Annotated in this window: 12 protein-coding genes; 4 read left to right on the top strand and 8 right to left on the bottom strand. The window is 63.5% G+C overall.

The window, feature by feature from the left end; all coding sequences use genetic code 11:
- Positions 1 to 190: 190 nt before the first annotated feature.
- From guaA to NMG46_RS20090, 4 genes are all read right to left on the bottom strand, one after another.
- Positions 191 to 1,753: a glutamine-hydrolyzing GMP synthase gene (gene guaA / locus NMG46_RS20105; RefSeq protein ID WP_254819336.1), complete on the bottom strand. Its 1,563-nt coding sequence runs from the start codon at positions 1,751 to 1,753 to the stop codon at positions 191 to 193.
- A 53-nt stretch (positions 1,754 to 1,806) separates the two neighbouring features.
- On the bottom strand, positions 1,807 to 2,475 hold the full coding sequence (locus NMG46_RS20100) for a 5'-methylthioadenosine/S-adenosylhomocysteine nucleosidase (protein WP_254819335.1): 669 nt from the start codon (positions 2,473 to 2,475) through the stop codon (positions 1,807 to 1,809).
- A 152-nt stretch (positions 2,476 to 2,627) separates the two neighbouring features.
- Positions 2,628 to 3,086, bottom strand: a complete 459-nt coding sequence (locus NMG46_RS20095) for a PaaI family thioesterase (RefSeq protein WP_023677140.1) — start codon at positions 3,084 to 3,086, stop codon at positions 2,628 to 2,630.
- A gap of 126 nt (positions 3,087 to 3,212) precedes the next feature.
- Complete coding sequence (locus tag NMG46_RS20090) at positions 3,213 to 4,502, bottom strand: RsmB/NOP family class I SAM-dependent RNA methyltransferase (RefSeq protein ID WP_254819334.1); 1,290 nt, start codon at positions 4,500 to 4,502, stop codon at positions 3,213 to 3,215.
- A 345-nt stretch (positions 4,503 to 4,847) separates the two neighbouring features.
- On the opposite strand from NMG46_RS20090, the gene NMG46_RS20085 reads away from it, so the two are divergent.
- Positions 4,848 to 5,525: an MIP/aquaporin family protein gene (locus NMG46_RS20085; protein ID WP_254819333.1), complete on the top strand. Its 678-nt coding sequence runs from the start codon at positions 4,848 to 4,850 to the stop codon at positions 5,523 to 5,525.
- 80 nt (positions 5,526 to 5,605) lie between these two features.
- On the opposite strand, the gene katG is transcribed toward NMG46_RS20085, so the two are convergent.
- A complete protein-coding gene (gene katG / locus NMG46_RS20080; RefSeq protein WP_254819332.1) occupies positions 5,606 to 7,804 on the bottom strand; it encodes a catalase/peroxidase HPI in 2,199 nt (732 codons plus the stop codon).
- A 148-nt stretch (positions 7,805 to 7,952) separates the two neighbouring features.
- Here katG and NMG46_RS20075 point away from each other — a divergent pair, with 148 nt between their 5' ends.
- Positions 7,953 to 8,861 carry a hydrogen peroxide-inducible genes activator gene (locus NMG46_RS20075; RefSeq protein WP_254819331.1) on the top strand — a complete coding sequence of 303 codons (909 nt, stop codon included), beginning with the start codon at positions 7,953 to 7,955 and terminating at the stop codon, positions 8,859 to 8,861.
- Positions 8,862 to 8,925: 64 nt separating this feature from the next.
- Here NMG46_RS20075 and NMG46_RS20070 read toward each other — a convergent pair whose 3' ends face one another.
- The gene (locus tag NMG46_RS20070) at positions 8,926 to 9,528 is read right to left on the bottom strand and encodes a cupin domain-containing protein (protein ID WP_254819330.1); all 603 of its coding nucleotides are present in this window, start codon (positions 9,526 to 9,528) and stop codon (positions 8,926 to 8,928) included.
- A gap of 613 nt (positions 9,529 to 10,141) precedes the next feature.
- Here NMG46_RS20070 and NMG46_RS20065 point away from each other — a divergent pair.
- Together NMG46_RS20065 and NMG46_RS20060 are read left to right on the top strand one after the other, a co-directional pair.
- Positions 10,142 to 11,278: a hypothetical protein gene (locus tag NMG46_RS20065; RefSeq protein ID WP_254819329.1), complete on the top strand. Its 1,137-nt coding sequence runs from the start codon at positions 10,142 to 10,144 to the stop codon at positions 11,276 to 11,278.
- 28 nt (positions 11,279 to 11,306) lie between these two features.
- On the top strand, positions 11,307 to 12,011 hold the full coding sequence (locus NMG46_RS20060) for a hypothetical protein (RefSeq protein WP_254819328.1): 705 nt from the start codon (positions 11,307 to 11,309) through the stop codon (positions 12,009 to 12,011).
- 96 nt (positions 12,012 to 12,107) lie between these two features.
- On the opposite strand, the gene NMG46_RS20055 is transcribed toward NMG46_RS20060, so the two are convergent.
- Complete coding sequence (locus tag NMG46_RS20055) at positions 12,108 to 13,211, bottom strand: calcium:proton antiporter (RefSeq protein WP_254819327.1); 1,104 nt, start codon at positions 13,209 to 13,211, stop codon at positions 12,108 to 12,110.
- 407 nt (positions 13,212 to 13,618) lie between these two features.
- Positions 13,619 to 13,840 (bottom strand): cysteine rich repeat-containing protein, encoded by a 222-nt coding sequence (locus NMG46_RS20050; protein ID WP_254819326.1) that lies wholly within the window; start codon positions 13,838 to 13,840, stop codon positions 13,619 to 13,621.
- Between the last annotated feature and the right edge of the window lie 19 nt (positions 13,841 to 13,859).

Genomic DNA, 13,859 nt, shown 5'->3' with positions numbered 1-13,859 from the left:
TGCAATCGGCGGGACGACGGTATTGCATGGCAGGAAAGAGAACGCTGAAACGCATGCCGTCAAATTTACCGCCAAATGATTCCGCTTCCAGGCGATAGATGGCGATAGATGCAGTAAGGAAAACACACTTATTTCAGAGGCTTATACAACTCTGATCGATACTTACCGAAAGCTAGCTAATGATGCACCTTTATTCCCACTCGATTGTACCTGGGGGCTTGCTCGTCACGTCGTAGACGACGCGGTTGATGCCGCGCACTTCGTTGATGATGCGCGTAGCGGCGGCACCGAGGAAGGCCATGTCGTAGTGGTAGAAATCCGCTGTCATGCCGTCGACCGAGGTGACGGCGCGCAGCGCGCAGACGAACTCGTAGGTGCGGCCGTCGCCCATCACGCCGACGGTCTGCACCGGCAGCAGCACGGCGAAAGCCTGCCAGATGGCGTCGTAGAGGCCGGCCTTGCGGATCTCGTCGAGATAGATGGCGTCGGCCTCGCGCAGGATCTCCAGCTTTTCGCGGGTGATGCCGCCCGGGCAGCGGATGGCGAGACCGGGACCGGGGAACGGATGCCGGCCGATGAAGCTGTCGGGCAGGCCGAGCTCCTTGCCGAGCGCCCTCACCTCGTCCTTGAACAATTCGCGCAGCGGCTCGACCAGCTGCATGTTCATGCGTTCGGGCAAGCCGCCGACATTATGGTGCGACTTGATCGTCACCGACGGTCCGCCGCTGAAAGAGACGCTTTCGATGACATCGGGATAGAGGGTGCCTTGCGCCAGAAAATCGGCGCCGCCGAGCTTCTCGGCCTCCTCCTCGAACACCTCGATGAACAGCCGCCCGATGGTCTTGCGTTTCTTCTCGGGATCCGACTCGCCCTCGAGCGCGCCGATGAAACGATCCGCAGCGTCGACCAGGATCAGCGGCAGATTGTAATGCTGGCGAAACATCTCCACCACGCCTGATGCCTCGTCCTTGCGCATCAGCCCGTGGTCGACGAGGATGCAGGTAAGCTGGTCGCCGACCGCCTCATGGATCAGGAGTGCTGCGACAGAGGAATCGACGCCGCCTGAAAGCGCGCAGATCACCTTGCCCTTGCCGACCTGCTTACGGATCGTCTCGACCGCGTGCTCGCGGTAAGCGCGCATCGTCCAATCGCCCTCAATACCGGCGATGTTGTGGACGAAGTTTTGGAGCAGTCTGGCGCCGTCCGGCGTATGCACCACTTCGGGGTGGAACATGAGGCCGTACATCTTGCGCTCGACATTGCCGAAGATGGCGAAGGGCGAGCCCTCCGATTTTCCGAGCACCTCGAACCCCTTGGGCAGGGAGATGACGCGGTCGCCATGGCTCATCCACACCTGGTGGCGCTGGCCGGGCGCCCACAGGCCCTCGAACAACGGGCTGTCCTTGGCGATCTCGACGAAGGCGCGGCCGAATTCGCGATGATCGGAGCTTTCGGCGACGCCGCCCATCTGCACGCACATCGCCATCTGGCCATAGCAGATGCCGAGCACCGGCACGCCGGCGTCGAAGACGATCTGCGGCGCGCGCGGACTGCCGATGTCGGCGGTCGAGGCCGGGCCGCCGGACAGGATCACCGCCCTCGGATTGATGCGCTTGAACGCCGCCTCGGCCGACTGGAAGGGCACGATCTCGGAAAAAACGCCGGCCTCGCGGATGCGGCGGGCGATCAGCTGGGTAAACTGGCTGCCGAAATCGACAATCAGGACGGTGTCGGGATGATTGGCTGTTTTCATGGCGAGCGTTTAGAGAAAGAAACGAGTCGGCGCAATGGGTTGCGAGGCCTCTCTCATTTCGATTCGGCATCTTCACGCGACAGATCAAACTCGATTGCGCCGGAGGCGATCGCCTGTTCCAGCAGTTGCACCGCCGCGGCCAGCTTCTCGTCGATGACGTGCAGATATTCGGTCCAGTCGCCGACATGCCTCAGATCGGCTGCCCCGTCGGAAATGCCGCGCAGGCCGATAAGCGGCACGTCGAACAGTTGGCAGGCGCGCAGGCAGGCGAAGGTCTCCATATCGACCATGTCGGCGGCGATCGCGTCGTAGGCGGCGCCGGTGACGATTGCCGCACCGGTCGACAGCGTCGCTTGCCTGATGCCAGGAATTCTGAACGGCAGCGGCACGCTGACAGGCAGATCGAGGAACGGCGTGGCGCCCTTCTCGAACCCCAGAGGCGAGGCGTCCATGTCGCGGTAGGCGACTGAAACGGCCTGGTAGATTTCCGTCTGCTCCAGCGTCCGGCTGCCCGCCGACCCGAGCGACACGACGAGATCGGGCAGCGCCTTTTCGGTCTTCAGCCGGGACAGTTCGGCGCTAAGTCCGACGCCGGCCTCGACCGGTCCGACGCCGGTCATCAGCGGCGTGAACAGCCGCTGCAGGTGTGGACCGTATTCGGCTTCGGCCGCCATGACGAAGAGAACGGACTTGCCGGACAGGCGAGACACTTTACCGGTCACGACGATCTACCCCTTTCTGGCCCTACCACCGGAGCCGGAAGGTAAGAAGGGCGACGTGCCCTCACCGACCCCCGGCCCTTCGCTATGGCTCCGGGCGTTCGTCGCTCGAAAAGCCCATTTAGGGGCTTTTCGTCGGCGGCGCGGACCGCCCCTCATCCCTCGATGCCGTCGCGGCCGAGCACTGTCATCATCGTTCCGGTCATCGTGGCGATCAGCTTGGCCTCGCCATCGACGGCGAACGCATAGGCTTGTCCGTCGGCGACGATGATGGTGCGGCCAGGCTTGGTTACCGAGCCGCGGAACAGAAAGCGCTCGCCCCTGCCCGGCGCCAGCAGATTGACCTTGAACTCGATGGTCAGCACGCCGGAATTTTCCGGCATCAGCGAGAATGCCGCATAGCCGCAGGCCGAGTCGAGAGCCGTCGAAATGACGCCAGCATGGAGAAAGCCATGCTGCTGCGTCAGAGCCGCCGAATAGGGCATTTCGATCTCGATGATGCCGGGCGTCACCAGCGTCAGCTCGGCGCCAATCGTCATCATCGCGTTCTGGCGCGCAAAGGACGTCCTGACGCGGTCCTCATAATCGGGAGCAGGAACGATCTTTGCTGCCATGGCCGTCGCCCTTCATTTCTCGGCAAATCTTATTGCACAGTCATTTATCGCAGAGGGGTGGGCGGCAGGCAATCGCAAATGCTGCACTGCAGCATTCGGCCCCGGCTCTGTGTCCATGGCAATGGTTCAGCCGGCGCGGCGCAGCGCACAGAAATAGAAACCGTCGGTGCCGCTCAGCAACGGTGACAGCGAAATGCCGCCCGCAGCGCCTATCCGCATGGCCGCTTCGCGGCCCGCAAAACGGCTGTCCCAAAGCTGGCGGTGATCGACAGGGACAAAACCGGGATGGCGGTCCCGGAACGCCGAAACCTGGTCGCCATTTTCCTCGTCGAACACCGAACAGGTGATGTAGACCAGCAGGCCGCCGGGTTTGACGAAGTCGCTGGCGGCATCGAGTATCGTCTCCTGCTCGCCCTTACGCGCGTCGAGTTGCCTCTGTGTCAGCCGCCATTTGGCATCCGGCCGGCGCCGCCACGTGCCGCTGCCGGTGCAGGGCGCATCGATCAGGACGATGTCCATATGCCCGCCGAGCGGCGCGAGTTCGGCTGGCCTGGTGACGATCTGCACATTGCGGTTTTCCGAGCGGCGGATGCGGTCGAAGATCGGCGCCAGCCTGGCCTTCTCGGCGTCGTGGGCGAAGATCTGGCCGCGATTGTCCATCGCCGCGGACAGCGCCAGCGTCTTGCCGCCGGCGCCGGCGCAAAAATCGAGCACCTGCATTCCAGGTTCGGCGCCGGCCAGTTCGGCCGCAATCTGCGAACCCTCGTCCTGAACCTCGAACCAGCCTTTCTGGAAGGCCGGCTCGGCCTGCACGTTCGGGTGCCTGCCGTCGCCTTCGATCGGCGGGATGCGGATGCCGTGCGGCGCGATCCGCGCAGGCTTGGCGCCGGTCTCCGCCAACTCGGCCAGCACCTTGCCGCGATCGGCCTTGAGCGTATTGACCCTGAGGTCGAGCGGCGGGCGTGTCGCCAGCGCGGCACCCTCTTCCACCCAGGCCGTGCCGAACGCGCGCTCGAACAGCGGCATGCACCAGTCGGGGATATCTGCCCTGACAGCCGGCGGCGCATCGGCGAGCCGGCGACCGCCGAGCGTTGTCAGTTCGTCGGCGGTAAGCAGCGGCGGCGCGAACTTGTCGCCCTCGAGCACCTCGTTCAGCGACTGCGCCGTCTGGCCCCATTCGAGCAGCAGCGCGCCGAAGCCGATGGCGCGCGGCGTGTCCTCGCCGAGCAGCCAGCCGGCCGAGCGCTTGCGGCGCAGCGCGTCATAGACGATGTTGCCGATCGCGGCACGGTCGCCGCCACCTGCGAAGCGGTGCGACAGGCCCCAGTCCTTCAGCGCATCGGCCACCGGCCGGTGGCGCCGGCCAATGTCGTCAAGCACTTCAATGGCTGCCGCCAGCCGCCCGCCCAGTCTCATCGTCGTCTTCCATTACTCAGCAAAACAAAATCCGGCCCTGCTCTTAGAGCTTTTCGTGTCCTGATTGAAACAGTTCTGTTTCCCCGACGGCGAGACAATCCATGCAAGGGGTGACGAGTGTGGGTTGGTGCATCGCGAGCCGCCGCCACCAAGCGGGCGCCGGCATGCGTAACCAAACAATTCGATCAATATATTACAAGTCTCTAATGTGCATGTCTGGCGCTCACAAGCATAGCGGCTTGCGAAACTGCTCTGCTTTCCAAGTTTTCCGGTTGCGAATACTCTTTGCGCGGTGATTCGCGTCGCAGAAAAGGCGGAGCCGCGGGTCGATACGAGGAGAGGGCAATGAAGACTTATCTGGCGGAAGTTCTAGGCACGTTTCTATTGGTGTTCATCGGCACGGCTTCGGTGGTGACGGGCGGCTTCGGCGGCGCGCTGCCGCTTGGCCAGGAAGGTATCGGTCTGGCGTTCGGCATCGGCCTGATCGCGGCGGCCTATGCGATCGGCCCGATTTCGGGCGCGCACCTCAATCCGGCGGTGACGCTCGGTGTATTCCTCGCCGGGCGGATGCCCGCCAGGGATGTCATTCCCTATTGGATCGCGCAGGTCATCGGCGCCATCATCGCGTCGCTGGCACTGTGGATCATCGTCTCCGGACAGGTGGGCGGCCACACCGGCGGCTTCGGCGCCAATGGCTGGGATGTGACGAAATGGGGCGTCAGCTCGGCCTTGCTGTGGGAGCTGATCGGCACTTTCACCTTTGTCACGGTGATCCTCGGCGTCACCAACGCCAAGCACACCACGGCGTTCGCCGGCCTCGTAATCGGCCTGACGCTGGCCGGCCTGCACTTCGCCATCATCCCGGTGACCGGCACATCGCTCAACCCGGCCCGTTCGATCGGACCGGCGCTGTTTTCGGGAACTGCGGCGATCGGCCAGCTGTGGCTGTTCATCGTCGCGCCGCTGATCGGCGGCGCCATTGCCGGCGTGGTTGCCAAGGCCGGCATCTTCGAGAAGGACTGACTTTTCGGAAGCCCAACGAAAAAAGGCGCGGGTCGAGGCCGCGCCTTTTTTTGTTGCGTCGAGAAATTCGTATGCCCGGATCAGGCCGCGAGGTCAAAACGGTCGGCGTTCATCACCTTGGTCCACGCCGCGACGAAATCCCTGACGAACTTCTGCCCGGCGTCCGCCGACCCGTAGACCTCGGCCAGCGCCCGCAGCTGCGCATGCGAGCCGAAGATCAGGTCCGCGCGGGTGCCGGTCCACTTGACCGCCCTGGTCTTGCGGTCGCGCGCTTCGTAGACTTCATCGGAGCCGGCCGCCGGATCCCAGACAGTGTTCATGGAGAGCAGGTTGACGAAGAAATCGTTGGTCAACGTGCCCGGCCTGTCGGTAAACACCCCGTGCTTCGACTGACCGGTGTTGGCGCCGAGCACCCGCAACCCGCCAACGAGCACCGTCATCTCCGGCGCCGTCAAGGTCAGCAGCTGCGCCCGATCGACCAGCATCGCTTCGACCGACATCGGCGGCTTGCCCCTGACATAATTGCGGAAGCCATCGACTTTCGGCTCGAGCGCGGCGAAGGACTGGACATCGGTCTGTTCCTGCGAGGCGTCCATGCGGCCTGGCGTGAACGGCACCCCCACGTCGTGGCCGCCGTCTTTCGCCGCCTTCTCGACCGCGGCTACGCCGCCGAGAACGATGAGGTCGGCAAGCGAAATCTTCTTGCCGCCGAACTGCGCTGCGTTGAACTCGCTCTGGATGCCTTCGAGCTTTTCGAGCACCTTGGCCAGTTGCGCCGGCTGGTTGACCTCCCAATCCTTCTGCGGTGCCAGGCGGATGCGGGCGCCGTTGGCGCCGCCACGCTTGTCGGAGCCGCGGAAAGTCGAGGCCGAGGCCCAGGCGGTCGAGACCAGTTCTGAGACGGACAGGCCGGAGGCCAGGATCTTCGCCTTCAGCGAGGCGATATCCTGCTCGCTGACCAGTTCGTGGTCGACTGGCGGTATCGGATCCTGCCAGATCAGCTCTTCCTTCGGCACGAGCGGGCCGAGATAGCGGACGGCCGGACCCATGTCGCGATGGGTCAGCTTGAACCAGGCGCGGGCGAAGGCATCGGCGAACTGATCAGGATTCTGATGGAAGCGCCGCGAGATCTTCTCATAGGCCGGGTCGACGCGCAAAGCGAGGTCGGTGGTCAGCATCGCCGGGGCGCGACGCTTCGACGGATCGTGCGCGTCCGGCACGGTGCCTGCACCGGCGCCGCCCTTGGGTGTCCACTGATGGGCGCCGGCCGGGCTCTTGGTCAGCTCCCATTCGTAGTTGAACAGATTGTCGAAGAAGTTGTTGCTCCATTTGGTCGGCGTCGTGGTCCAGGTCACCTCGAGGCCCGAGGTGATGGCGTCACCGGCAATGCCGGTGGCGTGCTTGCTCGACCAGCCGAGGCCCTGCGCCTCGATGCCGGCGCCTTCCGGCTCCGGGCCGACCAGCGATGCATCACCGGCGCCGTGGGTCTTGCCGAAGGTGTGACCGCCGGCGATGAGCGCCACGGTTTCCTCATCGTTCATGGCCATGCGAGCGAAGGTTTCGCGGATGTCGCGCGCCGCAGCCAATGGATCGGGCGTGCCGTTCGGCCCTTCCGGGTTGACGTAGATCAGCCCCATCTGCACGGCGCCGAGATGACCGTGAAGTTCGCGGTCGCCGGAATAGCGCTCGTCGGCGAGCCACTTGGTTTCCGATCCCCAGTCCACGTCCTGCTCGGGCTCCCAGACGTCGGCGCGGCCGCCGGCGAAGCCGAAGGTCTTGAAGCCCATCGATTCCAGCGCGACGTTGCCGGTGAGGATCAACAGGTCGGCCCAGGAGATCTTCCTGCCGTATTTCTGCTTGACCGGCCACAGCAGCCGGCGCGCCTTGTCGAGATTGGCGTTGTCCGGCCAGCTGTTGAGCGGCGCGAAACGCTGCTGACCGGCGCCGGCGCCGCCACGGCCGTCGCCGATGCGATAGGTGCCGGCGCTGTGCCAGGCCATGCGGATGAAGAGCGGGCCGTAATGGCCGAAATCGGCCGGCCACCAATCCTGCGAATCGGTCATCACCTGGTGCAGATCCCTGATCACCGCATCGAGATCGAGGCTCTTGAATTCCTTGGCGTAGTCGAAGTCCTCGTCCATCGGATCCGAGAGGCTGGACTGCTGGTGGAGGACGCCAAGGTCGAGCTGGTTTGGCCACCAGTCACGGTTGCTCCTCCTGGCCGATCCATGTGGGACCGGGCATTTGCCGGCGCTGTTGTCATCGGTTTTCGCGTCCATCTTTGCCTCCGATTTGTTGATTTTCCGGGATTTTGTTGATTTTCCGGGCAGGGCCAGCGAGCCGCGCCATCCTGGAATGGTTCCAGACTAGCCTGCCCGGCCGATAAAGACAAATTGCCTTTGCTGTTTATTCTGATAGGTTTTTCTTATGATCGGTTTGACCGTCCGGCAGATGCATTATTTCGAGGCGCTGGCGCAGACGCTGCATTTCGGCCGCGCCGCCAAGCTCGCCGGCGTCAGCCAGCCGGCGCTGTCTTCGCAGATCGCCGAGATGGAGCTGAGGCTGAATTGCCGTCTGTTCGAGCGCGGCGGCAAGGCGGTACGGATGACCGACGAGGCGCAGGGCTTGCTGCCGCGCATCGAGCGCATTCTTGCCGACGTCCGCGACGTCGAGGCGACGGCCCGGCGCGGCCGCCCGGCGCTGGAAGGCCGCTTCCGGCTCGGCATCATCCCGACGGTGGCGCCCTATCTGCTGCCGCATGTGCTGCCGGAGCTGAAACGGCATTTCCCGGCCTTACAGCTGGAACTGCGCGAGGCGGTTACCGCGTCGCTGGTCGACGACACCAGCTCGGGAAAGCTCGACGCCTTCGTCGCGGCACTGCCCCTCGATTACCCGGGCCTGGTCACCGAAGAACTTTTCTCGGACCGGTTCTTCCTTGCCGTGCCGGCCGGCGACCCCGCCTTCGCCTCACCGCCGGTGCCGCCGGAAAGCCCCGCGCTGGAAAGGCTGATGCTGCTGGAGGAAGGCCATTGCCTGCGCGAACAGGCGCTCGCCGTCTGCGGCAGCGTGCGGCCGGTGGCGATGGCAAGCTACGGCGCGACCAGCCTGACGACGCTCTTACAGATGGTGGCGCACGGGCTCGGCGTCACGCTCATCCCGGAAATGGCGGCAGGGCCGGCGAGCGCCATGCGCGACCTGAAGATCGTGCCGTTCCAGGAGCCGATGCCGCAGCGCACGATCTGCCTCGCTTGGCGGCGCAACAAGGTGCGCCACGACGAATGCGTCGAAGTGGCCAAGGTCATCCGCGGGCTGGATGCGGCGGTGCTGGCGGCGTAGAGCGGCGCATGTTGGGTCCGGTTAGCCCCGAAGCCAACCCGCAGCCCCTTCGGGTGAAACGACTTCAATCCTTTTGCCAGGCTGCGAGCAACGGGCCTTTGCTTCCGTGGACAGGGTCCTTGCGCGGCCGGCCGACCCTGGGGATCGTGACGACCGCCCTGTCATGATCGGCAGCGGTCGTACACAGGTCATAGGTGCCGGATGGAGGATAGGCGCCGACGACCAGAAAATCGTCGGATGCGGAAAGACGCTGGTGCCCGGTGCCGGCCGGAAGCACCGCGACGTCGCCGGCCTTCAGCGACAGCGTTCGTCCCTTGCTGCCGCCAAACCGGACTTTGGCCGTGCCGCGCGCAACGCCCAGCACCTCGTGGATGCGCGAATGGTAGTGGACGTAGCCGTAGATGCCATTGCGCCAGCTATCGCCCCAGCCATTTGCTTCGAAAAGCGCCTCCATGACGGCCGCCGGATCGAAGTCTTCGGGCAACTTCACAGCGCCGCGATAGACGACAAGCGGCCAGAACGGATGGTTGGGCACCAGGCCATCATCGCTGAACCGAAACGCGTTCGGTTTGCGCGGCCTCAGGAGGTCGGCAACCTCTCGCCTGTCCGGTCTGGCGATACCGGTGACCTGCTCGACGGCTTTCTTCGTGGTTTGCAGAATGCTCATGGTGCGCCCTTGGGGTTGGTGGAAGCTTCATGCCGATTAACCGGTTGGATGGCGGTCGGTTCCCGCCGGGGGCGGAGAGCTGCGAACGGTGCGGCGGTCATTGCAAGCGTCGTGTCGCGACAAGGTCCCGCACGACGAATGTATCAAGCCGGCGAAGATCATCCGCGGGTTGGAGGCGGCGGTGCTGGCGGGCGCGCCGTACCATCCAGCGAAAGGTTTGGTGTTGACCCGAAGTCGACCTTCGCAGCCCGAATGGCTGCTTTGCGCCGCATCACAGCCGTTGGGTAGAGAAGATGGTCATCCCGAAAGCCGAAAGTTCCGTTTGTTCGAATGATGACAACTAAGGAAATAGGAAACAGCCTTTGCGCGCAATTCCGTGCTTTGGCGTTGCCGAGGGTGATTCACTAGCATTGATCTTTTTGGTGCGGCATCCACGGCGCCGCGGCGTGCAGTAAGTGGAGAATACAATAGCGGTGAGGGCTGCGATCGTTGAGGTTCAGTGATGAATCATGTGCAGACTACCAGGTCAAAATGTCTCCGCTGTGACTTCCCCTTTATTAAACGATGGCCCTTGATTTTACCTCACGAGATAAGCGGCAGGAGGTGTAACGGCGTGCCGTCCCTCATTCCGTTATGCCTCGTTCTGCTGTTGGCATCTCCGGCAAATGGTCAGTTGGCGCCCGAAGCGCCAGCGGTTGCCATGGCTAACGACAGCTCGTCGGTCGTGGTTTCCGAACATACCAAGGTCGACAAAGAACCGGGCAAGCCACAACCGAGCGCGCTCGGATCCTGTCTATCTAGAGAGCTGGTGCTCAGCGGAACACAGGCACTCAAGGAGGGTGCGCAAACGCGCCTGGGCGAGCATGAAGTGGCTTTACGCCGCGAATTGGCCGCAGCACGAGCGGAGCTAGACGTCATGCAGCGCAGCATACGTGAGCTAAGCGCCCAGGCACACGTGCTGGCAGACACGGTGGCTCAGCAAGCACAAGCCCTAAAAGAGCAGCAGCGAACAGACGAAGCGCTCGCGCTCGATCTGGAGACGGCGCAGCGCGTTATCGAAAGCTACAGGGCTGAAGCCAGTCTCTGGAACAGCGAGCAGGCCGCCGCGCTTGGCGCGCACCCCTCTATGGAAGCCTCCCAGCTTGCTGCGAAGCGAGCGCTTGATGACGAGCGGCACAAGGTTGAGCTCTTGGAACAAGAACTTGCCACGGCTCGCCAAACTATCGATGCGCTAAAGACAGGCGCAAATCTGGCAGCCGTCGAGCAGGCCAACGCCATGAGGGACCGACAGGTGGCCGAGGCCGCTCTAAAGCAGGTTCGAGAAAGACTCGAACTGGGACGCGAACGAGCAGATTCAGCTGTACGTGACCTCGATATTGTTCGCCAGGAACGCGATGCTTTAAAGCAGAATTCGGTAGCATTGAGTGCGGCGCTCGACCAAGAGCGTGAAAGGGCTATCGGCCTAGCCCGCAGGCTCAGTGCGGCGCGTGAGGCAATTGATACCGTCAAGGGTAAGCGTCGGACTGCGGCTGTGGAGCGCGCGCCGAAAACACGTACCCCCGCGAGTGCACTTGCAAGTAGGTTATCGCGTTCGGGCGCCAAACCAGCCCGTAAACCGGGCTTGCCGGAAAAACAGCGAGTGAAGGTCCAAAAGTCGCCGCAAACTGCTCTGCTGGCAACCATACCTCTTCCCGCAGCATTGCTTCCAACACGGCCATCAAAAAGCTCGAGCCGCGCGAGTGAAGACTAGTGAGCGAAAGGCCGCAGGGGAGACGACTATGAACAAGTATGTCGCAGCCGCATTGGCGATCGGGACTACAATTGGGCCTGCCTCGGCACTTGAAGCAGGCGTGGGCGGTAGCGCCGGCGGTGTCGGAGTCGGTGCTGGAGTGAGCGCCGGTTCGCAAGGCGTATCTGTCGGGGCGGGCACGAGCGTTGACGGCGTCGGCGGAGCAAATGTTGGAGCTTCGGTCGGTGCAGATGACGGGTCAGTCGACGCAGGCGTTGGTGCCAGCAGCAACGTTGGTGACACAAGCACAAGTGCCAGTGTGGGCGACGATCCGTCCGCCGAAAACGAGGCGGCTACCGCACCCGACAGTTCGATTGCAGCCACGGCCCCTGCCTCTGCCAAGACCGTCAGGCAATCCATCGTGCTGCCACCCGTCCTCAGGCCTTCCAAAGCCGGTGAGGGTGACTTCACCAAGGGGTATCCGTTTGGATCTCTGGGGCCACTGACACCGAAACCCGGTACGCCGATTGCGGTCGTGCGAGCCTGCCGCGCGGCGATCACGGCCGCTGCGACGCCGCTTGGCGCCGTCCGTGTCCACGCGGCAAGCGCAGGCGCCTTGCATCAACGTCGGGGCGCACTCACGGCGCCGATCGAGGTGCGAATAGACTACGCAAGAGAAGGCGGCATCGAAGTCCGGCAGGCGCAAGTCAGTTGTCGCCTCGATGCGTCGGGCAGGGTCACTGCAATAATATAGCACCAAGCCTGATTGACAGCGCTGCACGCCGACAGCGGTACGATCCGCTTCGCCATCTACAAGGCGGCGTTCTAGCCCATCTGCGCCTCCCACCCTTCACGGCACAAATATCAAAAACACCCAGGTAAAAAACACCACCAGATGCACCAGCCCGGTCAGGAACGTCGTTCTCTCCGTGCTAAAGCTCACATTGCAGATGAAAAGCGCCAGGACCAAAAGCACCGTGTCGGTCGCCGGCAGCCCCAGGGTCAGCCATCTTCCGGTGAGCAGGCTGGCGGCGGCTATGCCCGGTATTGTCAGGCCGATCGTCGCGCAGGCCGAACCCATGGCGACGTTCAGGCCGCGCTGCAGCTCGTTGTTGAGTGCGGCACGGACCGCCGAAATCGCCTCCGGCATCAACACCAGCCCGGCGATCATCGCGCCGATAATGGCATCGGCCTGCGGCACCTCATAGGCAATGAGCGCATCTTCGACGCTTGCCGCGACTTGTTCGGCCAGCATGACAATGCCGATCAGCCCGATCAGCAGGAGAATAGCGCCGGCGGCGATGCTTTCGTGGGCCTCGGTTCGCACTGCGGCGCCGTGCGCTTGTGCGTCGATGAAATCGTCGCGGTGGCGGACAGTCTGCGCGAACAGAAAACCGGCATACAGCAGCACCGAAAGCACGCTGACGAAGCCAAGCTGAGCCGCCGAGAACGTGCCGGGATCGGTGGTTCGCGTGTAGGTCGGCAGAATGAGCGTCATGACGCTGAGCGCGACCAGAACCGCTAGATAGGCGCTGGTGCCTTGGCGCACGATTGCCTGCTTGCGATGGCGCCAGCCGCCAAACGTCAGGCACATGCCGACAACACCGGTGGAGGTGATCATCACCGTCGAGAACACGGATTCGCGTGCAAGCGTCGGGTTGTTCGCGCCGTGCAGCATGATGGAAACGATGATCGACACTTCGATTGCCGTCACGGCGATGGTCAGCACCAACGTGCCGTACGGCTCGCCTACCCGCCGGGCCACCGCCTCGGCGTGGTCGAGCACCACGAAAATGGTGATGAACATGATCGCGCTCGACAGCGCGCCGATAAATATCCTGGTGCCCAGCGACCCTTCGTCCACCGACACCCCGCTGACCCTGACCGCGACAGCCATCGCCAGCGCGGCCAACGGCATGCCGTAGGAAATCGCCGATCTTGCGAAACCACTCATTGTCACCGTTTTGCCTTCCCGCGAATCCCGTGGAAGGGCGATTTGCAACCACTGTTGCGCACCGCGACCATCCAGAGGAATCGCATATGACAGGTCATGACGAGCTCAATCGCAGCGTACCCCACCCCTTCAAGGGGGAAAGGCAATCGCATTTGGAGTCTTGCGAAAATGGACCCCCACCCTAACCTCTCCCCACAAGGGGGCGGGAATGCTGCCGCGCGCCCTTGCTTTCCTTTTGGCGACGAAACGCAGGCAATTTTGCAAAGGTCGGCGCCACCGAAAGTCCCCCTCCCCCTTGTGGGGAGGGTCAGGGGTGGGGGTCCTCTTCGCAAGAATCCTCCTGCCCCCGCACACCTCGCCTGTCCCCTGGTCCGAAACATCATGTCATCCGCAGGCAAGCTCACACGCTAGCCGGGCGTGTTGGCCTTGACGACCTTCCTGCATTCGGGCGTCAGCTCGCTCATGTGACCGGCCAGGCATTTGACGACGCGGCCACCGCCCGGCAGCACGCCCTTGCACAATCTCTGGTAATCTGCCTGGCAGGCCTCACGCTCGGCCGCCGTCTGCGCCAGCGCCGCGGTCGCTGCCAGCTGCGTTGCCAGGAAAAGCACGCCTAACCCAATCCGCATGGAACACCCCCTCAATATG

This window comes from Mesorhizobium sp. LMG 17147 (assembly GCF_024297145.1).
In the GTDB taxonomy this organism is placed as follows: Bacteria; Pseudomonadota; Alphaproteobacteria; order Rhizobiales; family Rhizobiaceae; genus Mesorhizobium.
The sequence above is the reverse complement of the archived record's forward strand: the minus strand, read 5'-3'. Positions and strand labels throughout refer to the sequence as shown.

Bases quoted from the DNA above. Each gene is read 5' to 3' on its own strand.
- guaA (WP_254819336.1), bottom strand. From the start codon at position 1,753: ATGAAAACAGCCAATCATCCCGACACCGTCCTGATTGTCGATTTCGGC.
- NMG46_RS20095 (WP_023677140.1), bottom strand. From the start codon at position 3,086: ATGGCAGCAAAGATCGTTCCTGCTCCCGATTATGAGGACCGCGTCAGG.
- NMG46_RS20090 (WP_254819334.1), bottom strand. From the start codon at position 4,502: ATGAGACTGGGCGGGCGGCTGGCGGCAGCCATTGAAGTGCTTGACGAC.
- NMG46_RS20085 (WP_254819333.1), top strand. From the start codon at position 4,848: ATGAAGACTTATCTGGCGGAAGTTCTAGGCACGTTTCTATTGGTGTTC.
- katG (WP_254819332.1), bottom strand. From the start codon at position 7,804: ATGGACGCGAAAACCGATGACAACAGCGCCGGCAAATGCCCGGTCCCA.
- NMG46_RS20075 (WP_254819331.1), top strand. From the start codon at position 7,953: ATGATCGGTTTGACCGTCCGGCAGATGCATTATTTCGAGGCGCTGGCG.
- NMG46_RS20070 (WP_254819330.1), bottom strand. From the start codon at position 9,528: ATGAGCATTCTGCAAACCACGAAGAAAGCCGTCGAGCAGGTCACCGGT.
- NMG46_RS20060 (WP_254819328.1), top strand. From the start codon at position 11,307: ATGAACAAGTATGTCGCAGCCGCATTGGCGATCGGGACTACAATTGGG.
- NMG46_RS20055 (WP_254819327.1), bottom strand. From the start codon at position 13,211: ATGAGTGGTTTCGCAAGATCGGCGATTTCCTACGGCATGCCGTTGGCC.
- NMG46_RS20050 (WP_254819326.1), bottom strand. From the start codon at position 13,840: ATGCGGATTGGGTTAGGCGTGCTTTTCCTGGCAACGCAGCTGGCAGCG.